Annotated in this window: 12 protein-coding genes; 5 read left to right on the top strand and 7 right to left on the bottom strand. The window is 73.2% G+C overall.

Going from position 1 to position 17,604, the window contains the following annotated elements:
• Positions 1 to 21: 21 nt before the first annotated feature.
• From ACQEV1_RS23995 to ACQEV1_RS23975, 5 genes are all read right to left on the bottom strand, one after another.
• Positions 22 to 1,269 carry a TIGR02679 family protein gene (locus ACQEV1_RS23995; protein ID WP_433396244.1) on the bottom strand — a complete coding sequence of 416 codons (1,248 nt, stop codon included), beginning with the start codon at positions 1,267 to 1,269 and terminating at the stop codon, positions 22 to 24.
• Positions 1,266 to 5,834: an SbcC/MukB-like Walker B domain-containing protein gene (locus ACQEV1_RS23990; RefSeq protein ID WP_433396242.1), complete on the bottom strand. Its 4,569-nt coding sequence runs from the start codon at positions 5,832 to 5,834 to the stop codon at positions 1,266 to 1,268. Before ACQEV1_RS23990 ends, ACQEV1_RS23995 begins: the two co-directional genes overlap by 4 nt.
• Positions 5,831 to 7,210 (bottom strand): DUF2398 family protein, encoded by a 1,380-nt coding sequence (locus ACQEV1_RS23985; protein WP_285619050.1) that lies wholly within the window; start codon positions 7,208 to 7,210, stop codon positions 5,831 to 5,833. The genes ACQEV1_RS23990 and ACQEV1_RS23985 overlap by 4 nt, the downstream gene beginning before the upstream one ends.
• On the bottom strand, positions 7,210 to 8,727 hold the full coding sequence (locus ACQEV1_RS23980) for a TIGR02677 family protein (protein ID WP_285581293.1): 1,518 nt from the start codon (positions 8,725 to 8,727) through the stop codon (positions 7,210 to 7,212). The genes ACQEV1_RS23985 and ACQEV1_RS23980 overlap by 1 nt, the downstream gene beginning before the upstream one ends.
• Positions 8,728 to 8,806: 79 nt before the next feature.
• Positions 8,807 to 9,466, bottom strand: coding sequence for a maleylpyruvate isomerase N-terminal domain-containing protein (locus ACQEV1_RS23975; protein ID WP_433396239.1), 660 nt, complete (start codon positions 9,464 to 9,466; stop codon positions 8,807 to 8,809).
• A 92-nt stretch (positions 9,467 to 9,558) separates the two neighbouring features.
• Here ACQEV1_RS23975 and ACQEV1_RS23970 point away from each other — a divergent pair, with 92 nt between their 5' ends.
• On the top strand, positions 9,559 to 11,265 hold the full coding sequence (locus ACQEV1_RS23970) for an IlvD/Edd family dehydratase (protein WP_285581289.1): 1,707 nt from the start codon (positions 9,559 to 9,561) through the stop codon (positions 11,263 to 11,265).
• Here the strand turns inward: ACQEV1_RS23970 and ACQEV1_RS23965 are convergent.
• Complete coding sequence (locus ACQEV1_RS23965) at positions 11,257 to 12,702, bottom strand: MFS transporter (protein ID WP_285619054.1); 1,446 nt, start codon at positions 12,700 to 12,702, stop codon at positions 11,257 to 11,259. The genes ACQEV1_RS23970 and ACQEV1_RS23965 overlap by 9 nt on opposite strands.
• Positions 12,703 to 12,764: 62 nt before the next feature.
• Between ACQEV1_RS23965 and ACQEV1_RS23960 the strand changes: the two genes are divergently transcribed.
• The 4 genes from ACQEV1_RS23960 to ACQEV1_RS23945 all read left to right on the top strand — a co-directional run bounded on the left by ACQEV1_RS23960 (position 12,765) and on the right by ACQEV1_RS23945 (position 15,985).
• A complete protein-coding gene (locus tag ACQEV1_RS23960; protein WP_433396236.1) occupies positions 12,765 to 13,241 on the top strand; it encodes a winged helix-turn-helix transcriptional regulator in 477 nt (158 codons plus the stop codon).
• Between the two features lie 17 nt (positions 13,242 to 13,258).
• Positions 13,259 to 13,753, top strand: a complete 495-nt coding sequence (locus ACQEV1_RS23955; protein ID WP_285619056.1) for a YybH family protein — start codon at positions 13,259 to 13,261, stop codon at positions 13,751 to 13,753.
• Between the two features lie 365 nt (positions 13,754 to 14,118).
• Positions 14,119 to 15,366, top strand: a complete 1,248-nt coding sequence (locus tag ACQEV1_RS23950) for a L,D-transpeptidase (protein ID WP_433396233.1) — start codon at positions 14,119 to 14,121, stop codon at positions 15,364 to 15,366.
• Between the two features lie 67 nt (positions 15,367 to 15,433).
• Positions 15,434 to 15,985, top strand: a complete 552-nt coding sequence (locus ACQEV1_RS23945; RefSeq protein ID WP_285619058.1) for an MBL fold metallo-hydrolase — start codon at positions 15,434 to 15,436, stop codon at positions 15,983 to 15,985.
• Between the two features lie 47 nt (positions 15,986 to 16,032).
• Here the strand turns inward: ACQEV1_RS23945 and ACQEV1_RS23940 are convergent, their stop codons facing one another.
• Entirely contained in the window at positions 16,033 to 17,286 is a 1,254-nt protein-coding gene (locus ACQEV1_RS23940; RefSeq protein WP_433396231.1) for an MFS transporter, read from the bottom strand.
• Positions 17,287 to 17,604 lie beyond the last annotated feature (318 nt).

Raw genomic sequence — 17,604 nt, 5'->3', positions numbered from 1 at the left:
CTCTGCGCCATGGCGCCGGCACTACGGTGTTCCCGAGGCCGACCGAAGGTCGGCGATCAGGCGGTCGGCGACCGTCTCCTCGGAGACGACCAAGCCGGTCCCGGCCATGGTCGTGGCCAGGTCGGGCGCCCACGGGCTCGGGGACTCCCGGCCCTTCAGCGGCAGGTGACGGTCGGCGCCGCGGACTCCGGCGAGGTAGTCGGCGGCCGACATGCGCCAGGGTTCGGCGCCGTGACGCCGCATCACCGCGTGCGCGATTGCCAGGCCCGGCCAGTCGAAGTCGCCGTGGTAGCGCAGCGTGCCTCCGCCCGTGATGACGGTGCTCGCGAGGCGGTGGAACGCGAGCGACGGCAGTCCTTCGGTGCACAGGAGAGGCGGCGCGGCCGCGCCCAGCTCGGCCGCCGCGCGCCGGACGATGGTGGGGTTCTCGCAGACGTACACGACGGGGCGGGCAGCGGTGACCGGGTGCTTCCTGAGCTGGTTCAGCGTGACCGGGAACGGGGTGCCGTACCGCGCGGCGCCGGTGAGCCACTCCCCCAGCCCCGCACCCTCGGCCGGGAGATTGAGCACGAGAACGCGGCTCGCCAGGTCGTCCGGGAGAACGCCGAAGACCTCCCACAGTCGCCGGCAGTCCTCCGCCGCCTCCGGGCGGGGCACGCCGACGCGGCGTGCCAGCGCGTCGAGGACCAGCCTGGACAGCGGAGACCTCGGGCCGAGTGCCTTGGTGTCGCCGGTCACCTCGTCGGCGAGCGTCGTCAGCTCGACCGTACCCGTGGAGCTCTCCAGGCGTTCGAGGACCGCGACCGCGTTGGCGAACAGGTGCGCGTCGTCCCGCGTGACGAGCCGGGTCAGCCTGCCCCGGGCGCCGGCCCAGTCGCGGAACCAGTCCGCCGAGGCGTACAGCGGGCTCTCCTCCACCCGGCGGAGCAGTTCGGCACGCGCGGCCTCCTTGGCCGCCCTCTCGGCGGGGCGGTCGCTCAGCGGCCGGCCGAAGACCGTCTCCAGTAACCCGGCGAGGCTCAGGCCGCAGGACGTACGGACGGCGGCGTCCAGCCGGGTCAGGTCCACCGAGGTGCTCCTGGCTCCCGGCCGCCGCGCGCCGCCGAGGAGGCCGTCGAGCGCCCTCCGCTCCTCGTGTGTGAGGTCGGGCAGGCTGATCGTGCCGCTCAGGGATCCGCCGCGGCGTTCGAGCCGGTCGCGTGCGCGGTCCAGCAGCCGCCGGTAGTCCGGACCGCGGAAGCGTTCGATCGCCCGCTCCTCGAGCGTCACGGCTCGTCCTCCTCGTCCTCGCCCTCCGGCAGCGCGCTCAGGAGCGAGTCGTCGGCGGCGGGCGGGACGTGGCGGCGGGGTTTGATGCCGAGGAGTTCTTCGGCCAGCTCGTCGTTGCCCGCGAACCCGGCCTCGGCGTCGACCAGCTGGGTGCCGTCCCACAGGACGAGCATCGCCGACACGGCGTGCGCGGTCTTGTCGTGGTGCATGTCGTAGTGGGCGGCCATCGGCACCGTCTCGTGGTGCACCCACAGGTCGTGCCCGGTCATGAACAGGTCCAGGTCGAACTTGACCGTGAGGCCGAGCAGGTCCGGCTTGTACTTGTCGTCGATGCCGGCGAACGCCTCGTCCAGGGCGATCATGCGCGGGCAGTCCGGGCGGGCCGAGGAGTAGAGGGCGTTCGCGGCGGCGAACAGGGGCAGGTGGATCGCGGCGGACTTCTCACCGCCCGACATCACCGAGTGCCGGGCCCGGGTCAGCCGGACCTCCGGATCGCCCGGCACGACGAGCAGCAGCTCGAACGTGTGCCAGGTGCGGTAGTCGAGGACCTCGGACAGCACCTCTTTGTAGGTGGCGCGCGGATGGGTGGCGCGGTAGTCGCGGATCATCTCGCGGAGGGTGCCGCGCAGCTCGGCCAGGCCGGAGGGGCCCAGGCCCTGGGCGTCGCGGGTGAGCAGCCGTGAGGTGGCGCGCTGCCGGTCGTCGATCTTGTCCGAGTGGGCCCAGCGGATGCCGATCGCGGTGCCCGACGACATCGGGCGGGACCGCGTGTCGGCGTTCATGCCGCGGACGAGGTCGCGCGCGGCGAGGACCCGGCCGTGGATCTGCTGGGCCAGGCCGGTGAGCAGCTCGTCCTCCAGGACCGTACGCTCGCGCTGCTCCAGCAGGACGCCCTGCTCGCGGGCACGCTCGGCGACCCGGCCGGCGAAGACTCCGACCGGGTTGCGGCCGTCCTCGTCGATGACGAAGACCATCACGACGCCGGTGGGGTCGTAGTCGAGACGGTAGTCGGCCTCGCAGGAGGTGAGCGCGTCACCGAAGGTCCGCAGCGCGTCGGACATCCGCCCGGCGGCGCTCTTGAGCGCGCCGTCCGTGACCGGGCGGCCCCCGCCGATCTCGACGCGGAACGCGTCGAGCAGCTCCACCACACCGGCCGGGAACGCCGCCCGCACCGCCGCCTCGGGATCCAGCGGGGCCATGGCCGCCCCGGACACGGCTCCCACCGCGCCGGACCCACGCGAACCGGCGGTATCGGAACCGGCCTCACCGGCCCCGCCCGGAGCAGAGGCACCCACCCCGGCCGCGCCGGGCGCGGCTCCCACCGCGCCGGACCCGCCTGAACCGAAACCGGCCTCCCCCAGGGCGACCGGAGCAGGGACACCGACCCTCACCGGGCCCGCCCCGGCCGCGCCCGGCCCGCCCGAACCGGCCTCGCCCGCCGCACCCCCGGTGGCGGTCTCCGGGGCGGTGGGGCGGCACAGGGCCTCGATGACCGCCTCGGCGGCGCGGGCCGGCTCCCAGCTCGCGTCGGAGGGCCAGGGGCGCGCGTCGGCGACGCCCAGGAGGATCCGCAGGTCGCGGTGGGCGTACGGGGCGAAGGACGCCGCCTGTTCGAACAGGCCGTTCATCGCCTCGGTGACCAGCTTGCGGCCGTTGGTCAGGTCGGCCTCGGCCTTGATGAGGCGCCGGTCCTGCCGCTCCGCCTCGGACCGCTGCCGCCGGAACTCCTCGTCGGTCGCGCTGATCAGCGCCTCGGTCTCCTCGATCCGGGCGAGGACCTCCTTCAGCGGAGCGTCCAGCGCATTTTCCCGCTCGGCGAGCTCCTCGACCGCCGCGGCGTGCGTCTTCTCCTTGTCGGCCAGGGCCTCGGCGCTCTCGGCGCGGTCGGAGGCGAGGCGTTCGATGTTGTCGCGGCGGCCGGCGACGTCGTTCACCAGGAACGCGGCGTTGCGCCGTTCGGCGTCGAGGTGACCGGCGGCCGCGGTGAAGTCCTCGACCGCCTGGGCGACCGCGTCGACCGCCTCGGCCGTGGCCGGCATGCCCCGCTCGGCGGCCGTCTGGCGCAGGCGCCGCCGGCGGGCGTCGACCTCGGCGGACGCGCCTTCGAGTGCCTTGCGCGCCTCCGTCTCCGCGGTACGGGCGACGGTCAGCAGGATGGCGTTGTCGGCCACCCGCTTGAGCGCGCCCACCACCGGCTTGGCCGGGGGCAGTTCACGCTGGGCGCGCTTGAAGTCGCCGAGCAGCTCCTCCAGCCGTTCCGACTCGGCGGCGGCCTCGGCGTCGCGTGCCACCAGCTCCGCGATCGCCTCGTCGCAGGCGGCCAGGCGGGCCCGGCGGCGTTGTTCGCGGTTGGTGGCGCCGATGAACTCCGGCGCCTCCTTGGGCCGGGCGCCGACATGGACGCCGTGGCCGAACTGGCCCCGGTCGGTGACGGCCGCCGAGGCGGTGTGGCCGGCCAGGTCGGCGGTGAGCGCGATCGAGCCCAGCACCGCCGCGACGGCCGCGGCGGGCACGAGGTCCTGTTCTTCGGGGACCAGCACGTCGGCGAGCGTCGGCCCCTCCGGACCCGGGGAGACCGGGACGAGGTAGCCGTCGGACTCGGCCGCGGCCACCGCCGCCATCGTCTGCGCGGGGTCGGGGTGGACCCAGGCGGTGAGCATGCCCGCGCCGTACAGCGCGCCCTCGATGCCGGCCGCCCGCGACGGCTCGACGTCGTCGGCGAAGCGGACGAGCCGCCACAGCGGCGCGCCGGGCCGGGCGGACCGGTCGGCGGTGCGCAGGTCGTTCTCCTGCGGCGCGTCGTCGCGCTCGGCCTCGATCTCGACGCGCAGCGCGCGCTGCTCGGCCAGGTCGGCCGCCAGTTGCCTACGCCGCCCGGCCAGCTCCTGACGACGCGAGGCCACGGCGAGGCGCCGGTCGTCCGTCCGGTCGGCGAACACCTCCGCCAGGCTCCGCGCGCCCGCCTCGCCGATCGACTCCAGCGCGGCCGTCAGCGCCTCGACGTCGGCGGCCTCGGCGACCGGTTCCTCGCCGCCGGACCAGCGCGACGCCCAGTCGGCGAGCGCCGAGGAGGCCTGGTCGCGTACGGCGGCGAGGTGCGCGTCGGCCTCGGCGCACTCGGCCTCCCGCCGGGCCAGCTTGTCACCGGCCTCCGCCACCGCCTCCTCCGCGCGGGCGCGCTCGGTCTCGGCGGCGCCGACCAGGGCCAGGTGCTCGCGCACGCGAGCCACATCGTCGCGTCGCGCGGTGCTCCGCGCGGAGGCGTCGACCAGCAGCTCCTCGCCGCTGTCGGCGGGGCCGTCGCCGTCGGTGGCGATGCCGGCCCGTTCGGCGGCGTCCTCCAGCGCGTCCGTCCAGCGGCCGACCGCCTGCCGTGAGGACCGCAGGCGTTCGTCGGCCTCGTCCGCCTCGCGGGTCAGGGCGCGTACGGTCTCCCCGGCGCGGTCGAGGCGGGCACGTTCTTTGTCGATCTCGGCCGCGGTGGCGGCGATCTGCGTGCGCATGCGGTCGAGGTCGCCCTGCCTGCGGTACGCGTCGTGGCTCTTCAGCGCGCCCAGCCGGGCGCCGAGCGTGGCGCGCTCCTCTTCGGCGGCGTCGCGGGCCGCGACCGCCGCCGCGTGCGCGGCCGTGGCCCGCTCGACCTCGGCCAGCGCCTCGGCGACGCCCCGCGCGTGCGCGGTCGCGCCCTGGAACCCCGACTCGACGCGGTCGAGCTTGGCCTTCGCGTGCACCTGCAGATAGGTCGTGTAGTCGGCCATGAACGCCGTGACCGCGCTGTCGGCGGCGGTCAGGTCGTCGAAGAGGCGCTGTACGGCGGCGAGGTTCTCGAAGTCGCGCGCCGCCTGGTCGACCAGGTCCTCATCGACCGGGCTGAGGCCGGCGGTGAGCGTGTCGGACACCTTGCCGGGGTCGAGGTCCTTGGCCAGCAGCGGGCGCCGCAGCGCCAGGAGCAGGTCGAGCAGCTGGGTGTAGCGCTCGCGGCCCAGGCCGAACAGGCGCGCGTCGACGGCGTCGCGGTATTCGGTGGCCGTCTTGCAGGAGGCGCCCGGCTCCAGCGACTCCCGCAGCTGCCGGTCGGTCAGCGGCCGTGAGTCGGGACCCAGCAGGCCGAAGTCGACGCCGAGCCGCTTGCCGGTGACGAAGAAGGAGGAGCGCACGCCGTCGCGGTTGCGATGCGCCCGCAAGCCGATGACCAGGGTCACCGTCTCGTCCGGACCGGCCTGATCGCGCCCTTGATCCGCCCCTTCGTCCCTCACCGCCCACTCCGCGCGCTCGGTCGCTTCCGCTCGGGCGAACTCCATCCACACGTAGCCGTACTCGGACTCCTGGCCGCGGTAGAGCAGGTTGGACTTCATCGTCCGGTTGTCGCCGCTGAACGGGTCGAGCCGCCGGGCGTCGGCGACCCCGTCGAGGACGAACGGGAACAGCACTTCGAGGGCCTTGGTCTTGCCCGACCCGTTGTGACCGCGCAGGACCAGCCGTCCGTCGGCGAAGACGAACTCCTCGTCGGCGTAGTCCCAGACGTTGATGACGCCCGCGCGAGAAGGGCGGAACCGTGCCGTCATGACGTCTCTCCTCCTGCGGGCGCGGGTAGCGGAAGCTGCGCGGTGTCGGCGAGGGCCAGCGTGATGTTGCGGTAGCGCACGGCCGCCGGCCGGACGAGCACCCCGCCCGGCACCGGCCGTACGAGGCTCAGCTCGGCCAGGAACGTCAGCGCCGCGTCGAGCAGGCCGCGCGGATCTCCCTGCCAGGCGCTGGTGAAGGACGCCGCGCCGAACTCGTCGAACAACTCGTCGATCATCGTCTCCAGCCGGGTGCGCTCGACCAGGGGCGCGGTGCCGGCGGGTCCGGGCGCGGGTTCGGCCGTCTCGGGCGGCGTCCAGGCCAGCTCGCGTACGACGCCGGCCTCCGGCAGGCCGGCGTCGATCCGCGCCACGAGCGCGGCGTGGTCGTCGGCCTCGCTCGGCGTCTCGATGAGCGCCGGCTCCTGTTCGGGGTCTTCGAGCAGATCGGCGATCTTGGCGAGCAGCAGCCCGGCCGTCCGGTTGACGGCGCCGCCGCGCCCGGGGAACGGCCGGTCGGTGAACACCCCGCCCGCGTCGGCGAGCATGACGCCCTCCGCGCGGCGCTCGACCACCAGGCCGGTGAAGCGGGCCAGGTCCTCGGCGAGTCCCGGCCGGCGGAGCAGGTCGGCGATGGCGGGCTCGACGTCGTCGTAGTAGACCACGGGCCACTCGGTGAGCAGTCTCCGCGCCCGCTGCGCCACCGCCTGCGGGTGCACGGCGCCGTCCACGCGCGACAGCGGGTCGTCGAGCAGGCCGGCCGCGCTCGTCAGGTGCTGCACCGGCCGGGCGGGCTTGAACAGGACGGCGCAGATGTCGTGGTCGATGTCGTAGAGCGCGTCGCCGTGCTCGCTGTCACGGGCCCACGCCTCCAGCGAGCCGTCGGACAGGCGCAGGGCGCCGCGGTCGACGAGCCAGCCGAGCACGTCGACCACGGCCGCCTTGTGCGCGTTCACCGTCGGGTCGAAGCCGAGGCCCTCGATGGCGTTGGCGGCCGGGGTGAAGACCCGGACCAGGTCGGCCAGGCTGATCTCCACCCGGGACCGCTGGAACGAGGCCAGCACGAGGCAGAGGTAGGCCATCCGCCGCTGGTCGAAGGGCCGGCCGCCCTTGCGGGCGAACATCAGGCCCTGGGTCGGGTCGAGCCGGTCGAGCCGGCGTACGAGCCGGACCTGGCGCGTGTCGGCGATGAGGGTGTAGCCGAGCAGCTCACGGAAGTCGTGGGTCATCTCGTCGGCCCAGCGGAGCACCTGTTCGAGCACGCCCGGCCGCGGCCGGGTGGCGGTGATCAGGTCGCAGGTCAGCACGCGGCGGACCGCCTGCTGGTAGGCGCCGAGGTCGGTGACCTGGACTCCGGCCGCCGCACGGGGGCGTCGCATCAGGACCTCCCCCGCCGGGCGGGCGCCAGCTCGACCCGGAAGCCGGGCAGGTGCAGCCGCCCCCGGGTGGTGGCGACCGTGCTGCCCTCCTCGGACGGTGAGAGACGCATCATCACCGTGTCGCTCGCGCCGGATCCGCCGCCGAGCCGGCCGGCGACGACCGTGCGGGCCTCCAGGGCGCGGGTCAGGAGCCGGAGCAGGACCCGCGTCTCGTCATCGTCGAGCACCCGGTCGTACGCGCCGGAACCCAGCAGCCGGCCGGCCGCCTCGCGCTCGGCGGCGCGCTCGGCCGCCTGCCGGCGTCGCAGCTCGACACGGGCGCCGGCGTTGGCCCGCACGGGCTGCGGCACGCCCGTCGTGGGCGCCTTGCCGGTGCGGAAGAGACTGATCGACAGCTCGACTCCGGGCGCGTCCCACCAGGTGGCACGGTCGGAGATCTCCTCCGCGTCGTCGTGCGCGCCGCCGAGGTGACGGGCCGAGCGCAGGTTGAACGCCGCCGACATCAGCGCGTGCGCGGCGTCGGTGTCGGGGGCGCGCCACACCCACTCGGCCAGGTGCCGCAGCTGCGTCGCGCGGTTGACGCCGCCGCGCTGGGCCTCGGTGATCTGCCGCAGCAGCGCGATCACGCCCGAGACCGCCGTGCGGGTCGCCGCGCGCAGCTCGCCGGCGCGGGAGTCGCCCTCGGCGGCGAACCACTCGCGCAGGGCGGCCCAGCGACGCTCCCACTCGTCGAGCCGCTCGGTGTACGGCATGAACGGCCGCTCGTCGGCCTCGGCGGCACGGGCCAGGAGGGTGCCGAGCCCGGTGTCCTCGACCTCGTGCACCGCGCGGGCGAGCCGCGCGAGGTAGCGGTCGAGCTCGGCCATGAAGTCGGTCATGTGCGTGAGCAGGGCGTTCTTGTAGCGGAGGAACAGGTCCGGCGAGGTGTCGGTGGAGCGGACGATCTCCCCGAGGGTCACGTGGAACTGCGCCGAGCGCCGCCCCATGTCCTCCATCACCGAGTCGAGCCGGGACAGGCGGCGGTAGACCTGCTCGGTCTCGCCCGCGCGGTTGGCCGCGGCGAGGGCCTTGAGGTCTTCCAGGATGTCGGAGAAGACCAGGCGGGACAGGTTGGCGTCCTGGATGCGGGCCTCGAGGAGGTCCTCGACCGCGGTGTAGGCCCAGTAGCCCAGCTCGCTGAACTGGTAGACCGACTGCCGGTTGCGGTAGCGGACGAGGTTGCCGGCCCGCGAGGCGTCGTCGAACCGGTGGACCACCCGGTCCTCGTACAGCGCGTCGAGGCGGCTGCGCAGGTTGCCGTCGAGCGTGGGCACGTCGTCGTACTGCTCGGCCAGCTCCGCGAGGGCCGCCCCGACCTGGTCGCTGTCGACCTGGACCTGGTGGACGGCGCGCAGCCTGTCCATGGCCCGCAGCACCCAGAGGTAGGCGACGTGGTCGTCGCGCCGGGTGAAGTTGAACAGCCGGAACCGGTCGCTGACCACCAGCGAGTCCAAGTCCAGCGCCCTACGGCCACTCACAGCCATCTCCCCCGTCATTCATCCGCCCGACCAAGGAAGGTTAGGCAACACCACCGACAACTCGCGCCCCAATCGGCTCTCAGCCGAACAGCGGGAGGCGGTCCGCGAGCGGGCCGAGGGCCCGGCGGTCCGCCGCCGAGAGCGGCGCGCGGCCGGTTCCCGTACGGGCGTAGGCGACGTCGTCCCAGGACAGGGGCAGCGGCTCGCCGAGCAGTCCGTCGAGGGTCTCGCGCACGACCCGCAGCGGCCCGGCGGACGGCAGCGGGCGGTCCAGCGCCACGACGAGGTCCAGGTGGTGGACCGCCGCCTCGACGACCAGGGTCCGTATGAGGTCTCCGGCGGTCAGGACGTGTCCCTGCGTACGGACCGGCATCGCGGGGTCGGTGTGCGCCGCGGCGTACACGACGGCCTCGGTGGTCTCGGCGAAGCTGTCCAGAATCGGGCGCAGCCCGGAGTAGACGCTCGCGCTGATCCGCGTCATGCGCAGGTTGGTGCGCGCGCCCTCGGTGCCCGGCCGCCAGTGCGACCAGTAGGAGACCGCGTCGGTGTCGGGGACGGCGCCGGCCGGAGTGGCGAGCGCCACGAGCGCCCGCTGGGCGTCGCCGCGCATGTGGAAGACCAGGTCGCGTACTGACCAACCGGAGCATCCGGTCGGCAGCCACTCCTGCTCGCCGTCAAGGTCGCTCACGGCGGCGACGACGTCGCGGTAGGCGGTGCCGAGGATGGCCTGATCGTCCATCCGCCCAGACTCTCGTGATCACCGGACGGTCGCAATCCGGGAGGCCAGGGACGAGTATGGGCGGTAGACGCCGCCGATCGCAGGAGCACGCCATGACGCCGCGCAGTCAGCACTGGTACGCCGGGACCGACCGGAACGCCTTCATCCACCGCGCCTGGATGCGGCGCGGGCTCCCCTCCGACGCGTTCGACGGGCGGCCGCACATCGCGATCGCCAACACCGCCTCCGACCTGTCGCCGTGCAACAGCCACCTGGGTGAGGTCGCCGCGAGTGTGAAGGCCGGTGTGTGGGAGGCCGGCGGCGTGCCGCTGGAGCTGCCGGTGCCCTCGCTGGGCGAGACGCAGCTGCGGCCGACCGCGATGCTGTTCCGCAATCTGGCGGCGATGGCGGCCGAGGAGATGATCCGCGCCAACCCCGTCGACGGCGTCGTCCTGCTCGGCGGGTGCGACAAGACCATTCCCGCGCTGCTCATGGCCGCGGCGTCGGTCGACCTGCCGGCGATCGTCGTGCCGGGCGGGCCGATGCTGACCGGGCACTTCCGCGGCGTGCCGCTCGGCTGCGGCACCGACGTGTGGCGGCTCAGCGAGGAGGTGCGGGCGGGCACGCTGTCGCAGGAGCGGTTTCTGGAGGCGGAGTCGTCGATGATCCGCAGCCGCGGCCACTGCAACACGATGGGGACCGCCTCGACGATGGCCTGCATGGCCGAGGCGCTGGGCATGACGCTGCCGGGCGTCGCGGGCATCCCGGCGCCGGACAGCCGGCTGCTCGAACGCGCCCACCAGGCCGGCCGCACGATCATCGAGATGGTGGCGAGCGACCGGCGGCCCAGCACGGTCCTGACGCGCGGATCGTTCCTCAACGCGATCGTGGCCCTCGCCGCGATCGGCGGCTCCACCAACGCCGTCGTCCACCTGCTGGCGATCGCCGGCCGGGCGGGCGTGCCGCTGACCCTGGACGACTTCGACCAGACCGGGGCCAAGGTGCCGCTGCTCGTCGACCTGCAGCCGGCCGGCGCGCACCTGATGGAGGACTTCCACCGCGCGGGCGGGCTGCGGGCGGTGCTGAACGAGGTGGCCGACCTGCTCGACGGTTCGGCGCCGACGGTCACCGGGCGGCCGATCGGCGAGGGCCTGGCCGACGCCGAGGTCCAGGACGAGACGGTCATCCGCCGCCGTACGGCGCCGCTCCAGGAGGAGGCGGGCATCGCCGTGTTGCGCGGCAACCTGTGCCCCGACGGCGCGGTGATCAAGCCGGCCGCCGCGTCGCCGTCGCTGCTGCGCCACCGGGGCCGCGCGGTGGTCTTCGACAGCATCGAGGACCTGCGCGCGGCCCTGGACGACCCGGATCTGGACGTCGACGAGGACAGCGTCCTGGTGCTGCGGGGGTGCGGTCCGAAGGGGTACCCCGGGATGCCCGAGGTCGGGAACATGCCGCTGCCGGCCAAGCTGCTCGCCCGCGGGGTCCGCGACATGGTGCGGATCAGCGACGCGCGCATGAGCGGCACCGCGTACGGCACGGTCGTGCTGCACACCGCTCCGGAGTCGGCCGCGGGCGGCCCGCTGGCCAAGGTGCGCACCGGCGACATGATCGTCCTGGACGTGGCGGCCCGGCGGCTCGACGTCGAGCTGCCCGATGACGAGCTGGCGGCGCGGGAGCCCGCGTCCTCCTCCGCGCACGCCGCCCCGGTGCGGGGATGGGAGCGCCTGTACGTCGACCACGTCCTCCAGGCCGACCAGGGCGCCGACCTGGACTTCCTCACCGGCTCCAGCGGCAGCGAGGTCCGCCGCGAGTCACACTGAAGTCCGCTTTGACGCCCGTTCCCGCCCGGGTCGTACGGGAACGGCGGCCGGTGTCCGGGCGCGTACGAGCAGGACGCCGAGAAGAGAGGTGAGGACGCTCAGCCCGGCGGCGAACGCCCACGCCAGGCGGAAGTCGCCGGCCGACCCCGCGTCCACGCGTGAGCCCAGCAGGGTGACCAGCACCGCGACGCCGAGGGCGGAGGAGATCTGCCGGAAGGAGTTGACCAGCGCGGAGCCGGTGGCGGTACGGGCCGCGGGCAGTGACTGGACGCCCGCCGCGATCAGCGTGCCGAGCGTCAGGCCGACCCCGATGCCGCCGAGGACCATGCTGGGCAGCAGGTCGCGCGCGTAGTCCGGCGCGGTGGAGACCATGGCGACCCGCCACAGCATGCCGGCGGCGAACAGCAGGCCGCCCGCCACGACGAGCGGGCCGTGGCCGAACCGGCGCGCGGCCCGCGCGGTGAGCGCGGTGACGATCGGGACCAGCGCGGGGCCGGGCACCAGCGCGACGCCGGTGCGCAGCGCGCTCCAGTGCCAGACGTCCTGGCACCACAGCACGTTGGACAGCAGCATCACGGCGAACGCGACGCCGAACAGGAACGTGCCGGCGCCGGCCACGCCGAACCGGGGCAGGCGGAGCAGGTGCAGCTCCAGCAGCGGCGTCGCGTGGCGCGCGGACCGCCACCCGAACCACGAACCGACCACGAGCGCGGCGGCGAGCAGCCCGAGCGTGCGTCCGGAGGTCCATCCCCAGCCGGGCGCCTCGACGAGCGCCCCGGTCAGCGCGGCGACCGCGACGGTGACCAGCACCGCCCCCCACACGTCGGGCAGCGGCCCGGTCTCGCGCGCCTCGGGGGCGGGCAGGGCGATCAGCCCCGCGACGACGGCGACGACGCCGACGGGCAGGTTCACCACGAAGACCCAGCGCCAGTCGACCTCGACGAGCAGCCCGCCGATGACCGGTCCGGCCGCCGCGGCCAGGCCGCCGAACGCGGCCCAGGCGCGGGTGGCGCCGGTCCGGCGCTCGGCGGGCACGGTGGCGAGGAGCAGGGCGAGCGAGGTCGGCAGCTGGGCGGCCGCACCGGCGGCCTGCACGACCCGCGCGACGACCAGGACCCCCAGGTCCGGCGCCAGCGCGCAGCCGACCGACGCGACCGTGAACACGACGATCCCGGCGATGAACACGGGCCGCTGTCCGATGCGGTCGCCGGCCCGGCCGAGCACGACGAGCAGCGCGGCCAGGGTGATGGCGTAGGCGTTGAGCACCCAGGACAGGTCGGCCAGCGACGCGGGGCGTCCGCCGTGAGAGAAGCTCGCGCCCATCGCGGGCAGCGCGACGTTGACGATCCACAGGTCGAGGTTGGTCATGAAGACGGCCAGCACCACGACGCCGGCGGCCACACGAGAGCGGTTTGAGAATCCAACCACAGAGGTCATGAAGGAGACCTTAGGCGCAAACTGGTTTGATAATCAAACCTCTACTCCCCTATCGTGGAGCCATGACCGGTACGCGCATCGATCCCGCCACCCTTCCCGGCCGCCCCTGCTCGGCGGCCTCCGCGCTGGAGATCGTCGGCGACCGGTGGGCGCTGCTGGCCGTACGCGAGGTGCTGCTCGGCAACCACCGGTTCAGCCAGATCGCGCGGGGCACCGGCGCGCCGCGCGACCGGCTCGCCGCGCGGCTGAAGAGCCTGGTCGAGGCGGGAGTGCTCGAACGCCGGCCGTCGGAGGAGGGCGGGCGATACGACGGCTACCACCTCACGGACGCGGGCCGCGACCTCGGCCCGGTCATCCGCGCACTCCTGACGTGGGGCAACCGGTGGGCCGTCACCGCGCCGCCGGTGCGGATCCTGCACCACGACCACCCGCTGGAGCCGGTGACGGTCTGCACCACCTGCGGCGAGCGGGTCCACGCCGACGACCTCACCCGGGAGGTCACCGACCCCGCGTGGGCCGAGGAGGGCCGGGCCCGGTGAGTTCCTCAAGGAGCGACATGTACGACGTGGTCGACTACGACTTCGGCCCGGCGGCCCGCAACCGGCTCGCCGATACGACCCGGCGCGGCCGCGAGGGGGCGGTCGCCGCGCTGGAGACCTTCTATTACGCGCTGAACAACGCCGACGCCGACGCGCTCGCCGAGGTCTGGTCCGACGACGAGCTCGCCCAGCTCGATAATCCGGTCGGCGGCATCATCCGGTCCGGGGCGGCCATCGCCGGCCTGTACCGCCGGATCTTCGCGAGCGGCATGGACCTGAGTGTCACCTTCACCGACGCCGCGACCTACCTCACGGCGGACACCGCGGTCTTCGCCGGCCGCGAACGCTGTGAGTACACCGACCCCGAGCGCGGACGGGTGCCGGTGGAGTTCCGCACGAGCCGTTTCTTCGCCTGGGTTCCCGATGACGGACGGTGGCGGCAGATCCACCATCACGGCAGCGTCGACGACCCCGACGCGCTGCGCGCCTACCAGGCCGCCGTACGCGGCTGAGCGCGCGAGGGATCGCGACCTGGCGCGGCGGCGGAAATGCACCACCCGCACGCGGCGCCGGGCGCGAAAGATCTCGAAATGGAAACGCTCCACGCGGCCGGTAGAGCGCGTTCGACCTCGGCCGGGACCGCGGATAAGGAACGGTCGCCCCGCCTAATGTCGCTCACCGTAATCACCGGGCGATTTCCGACGTGGCACCAGCGACTGGGAGATACCTGAGAAACCCCGGAATGGCCTTTCAGTGATCGATAGTATGATGCCCGGATTGTGCGGGGTCGATCACATGTACGGCTCGAACGTTCTCTGTGCTGAGTTGGCATGGTCTGCAGCAGAGTGGGGTCCCAGGGGTGCATCGCAGGATGAAAGTGACATGGTCGAGTCGTTGGTTCGCGCCGCTGGCGGCCGGGGTGCTCCTCGCCCCGATCGCGGCCTGCTCGTCGAGCGGTAACGCCAGCCAGTCGGCGGCCAAGGCTCCGGACGCGGCCGCGACGATCACCCCGGCGAACGGGGTCTCGAAGGTCCGCCCGGACAAGGGTGTGCAGGTGACGGCGTCGAGCGGCGAGATCGACCAGGTCACGGTGCAGGGCGGCGGGCGTACCGTCGAGGGTGTCCTGTCGGCGGACAAGAAGAGCTGGCAGACCAAGTGGACGCTCAAGCCGGGCACCGCCTACACGGTGACGGCGACCGCCAAGAACGCCGGCGGCAAGGTCACCACGGCGACGAGCAAGTTCACCACGATGAAGGCGTCGTCCACCATCTCGGTCAGCGACGTGACGCCGCGCGCGAAGGAGACGGTCGGCATCGGCATGCCGATCATGATCAATTTCGACAGCCCGGTCACGAACAAGGCGGCGGTGGAGAAGGCCCTGGAGGTGCGTTCGACCAAGCCGGTCGAGGGCGCCTGGCGCTGGATCACCTCGCAGGAGGTCATCTTCCGCACGAAGTCGTACTGGCCCGCCCACACGTCGGTGTCGGTGGTGGCGCACATGGCGGGTGTCCGCGCCTCGTCCAAGTCGTACGGCACGAAGGACTTCACCCGCACCTTCAAGATCGGCGCCTCGCATATCGCGAAGGTCAGCCTCAAGACGCACAAGAGCAAGGTCTACGTCGACGGCAGGCTCGCCAAGACCATTCCGGTCAGCGGCGGCATGGGCGGCGGCGACTCCCACGGCAACGACTTCCGCACGACGAGCGGCATCCACCTCGCGATGGGCAAGCTCCCCGAGGTCTGGATGACCTCGCCCAACATCAAGAAGGGCGAGTCGGGCTACTACCACGAGCTGGTGCTGAAGGACGTACAGATCAGCAACAGCGGTGAGTACCTCCACCAGAGCCCCGGCGAGTACCAGTGCCTCGGCCACAGCAACTGCAGCCACGGCTGCGTCCGCCAGAGCGTCGCCGGCGCCCGCTGGTTCTTCAACCTCAGCCTGCGGGGCGACGTCATCAACATCACCGGGTCCACCCGGAAGCTGGAGTGGAACAACGGCTGGGGCTTCTACCAGATGCCCTGGAAGACCTGGGTCAAGGGCAGCGCCCTGAAGAGGTCGGTGACGACCGTGGCGACCGGCGGGGACACCACCCCGACCACGCCACCCGCGGCCTCCCCGAACTGAGCACCGCGCACGACAATGGAACCCGTGGGGACACACCCCACGGGTTCCGTCGTTTCTGGAGGGTGTCATGACCGCCACGGTGACCATTCTGACCTGCGGCTACGCCGGTGAGCGCGTCGCCGGGACCGTGACCCTGATCCACGACGGCGACCTGGTCGCCGTCGTCGACCCCGGCATGGTCGCCGACCGCCGGATGATCCTCGATCCGCTCGCCGAGGCCGGCTTCGGCGTCGGCGACGTCACCGACGTGGTGTTCTCCCACCACCATCCCGACCACACGCTCAACGCCGCGCTGTTCCCGGCGGCCCGTTTCCACGACCACTGGGCGATCTACTCCGGCGACCTGTGGGAGAGCCGCGACGCGGAGGGCTTCCGGCTCTCGCCGTCGGTGCATCTGGCGCGCACCCCGGGGCACACCGCCGAGGACGTCACGACTCTCGCCGAGACCGCCACCGGCCTGGTGGCCGCCACACACCTGTGGTGGACCTCCGAAGGGCCGGAGGAGGACCCGCTGGCCGAGGACCCGGCCGCGCTCCGCGCCTCACGCGAACGCGTGCTCGCGCTGCGCCCCGCCCTCATCGTGCCGGGCCACGGCGCGCCGTTCCCGCCGCCCGCCTGACCGGAACGCGCGGGGTGACCGGTGCGGGCCGGTCACCCCGCGGTTCCTCACGGCGCCGCCGCCGCGCTCTGCGGTCGCAGCGGCACCGGCGACAGCCGGTCGCCGCGGTCCACGAGCCGCAGGCAGGCCGCGGACAGCAGGCCGAGAAGCAGCAGCACCAGCCAGGGCAGGCTCGCCATGCCCATACTGTGCGACAGGCCGAGCGCGGCCGCGCTGACCAGGTTGCCGAAGACGCCGCCGAAGCCCGACAGCAGGTTGTTGACGCTGTAGTACGTGCCGATCACCCGGCCGCCCGAGAGGTTGGCGATCGTCGCCATCTCGAACGGGTGCAGCATCATCGACCCGATGCTGAGCGTCGCCGCGCACAGGAGGATCGGCAGCAGCCGGACGACCGTCGAGCCCTGCAGCGGCGGCAGCATCAGCGGCACGAACGCCACGCCCATGAGGATCAGGCCGCGGACCATCGCCTGACCCGCCGTCCAGCGCTTCTCGCACCAGGTGATCAGGCGGACCTGAAGGGCGAGGCCGAGGATCGCGGACATCACGAACAGCACGGTCATCCCCGCGTGCCCGGCGGAGACGTGCCGGATCTCGAGTGGCAGCCCGAACGTGATCTGGAACGTCAGCGCGTAGGAGGCGAACATCGTCCCCGCGAAGGCCAGGAACGGCCGGTTGCTCAGCGCCTCCCGCCAGTCGGCCCAGATCGGCCGGGACGAGCCGGTCTCCGGCCCGGAGACGGCGGGCAGGAAACGCCACTGCGCCGCCGCGAGCGCGAGCAGGATGACGACCGAGGCCAGGCTCACCGTGCGGAAGCCGAAGGCGATGAGCGGGATGCCGACGAGTGGGCCGACCAGCACACCCAGGCGACGGCAGACGCTGAAGACCGCGAACGCGTCGACGATCCGCTCGCTCTCCTCGTGCGCGAGGTAGGCGCGGTTGGCCGGGATGAACAGCGCGCTGGAGACTCCCGTCAGCACCGACGCGGCGATCACCCACGGGAGGCTGCCGAACGCCGCGTACATTCCGCAGCCGACGGCCTTCAGCAGGCAGCCCGCGATGATCATCGGCTTGTACCCGATGCGGTCGGCGAGCGTGCCGCCGATGACGAAGAGGCCCTCGCTGAAATGGCGCAGGCTCATCACGATGCCGACGATCCAGACCGCCACCCCGACCCCGTGCACCAGGTGGTCGGCGAGGTAGGGCACGAGCATGAGAAGGGCGATGCTCACGCCGATCTCGTTGATGAACAGGATCTGGGCGGGCCGGCCGAAGGACCGGAACTGCCGCAGGGTCGCGATCATGCGCCACCTCCACGGCGTGCCGGCGGGCCGTCCGGCGGCCGACCGGGGGCGCCCCCCGTCCGGTCGCCCGGACACGCCCCCGGCGGTAACCCCGGCGTCGCCGGCCGGACGGCCGGCGGTGGGGCCGGCACGCGCACGCGTGGACGACGACATCGCGTCGCCGCGGGCGCGTCCGGCCCCTCCCGGACTCCGTGGTCGAGTGTGATCCCCGACATCTCCGCTCCTATCGAATGGCACGACGGACCGGAGGCCAGCGATGTTCTGACCCCCGTGACCTGCGCTGATTACTTTCAGTAGCCCACTACTCTTAGTAGTGGG

The sequence above is a fragment of the Actinoallomurus sp. CA-142502 genome (assembly GCF_050936355.1).
Lineage (GTDB): Bacteria > Actinomycetota > Actinomycetes > Streptosporangiales > Streptosporangiaceae > Actinoallomurus > Actinoallomurus iriomotensis.
This window is presented reverse-complemented; position numbering and strand designations above follow the sequence as displayed.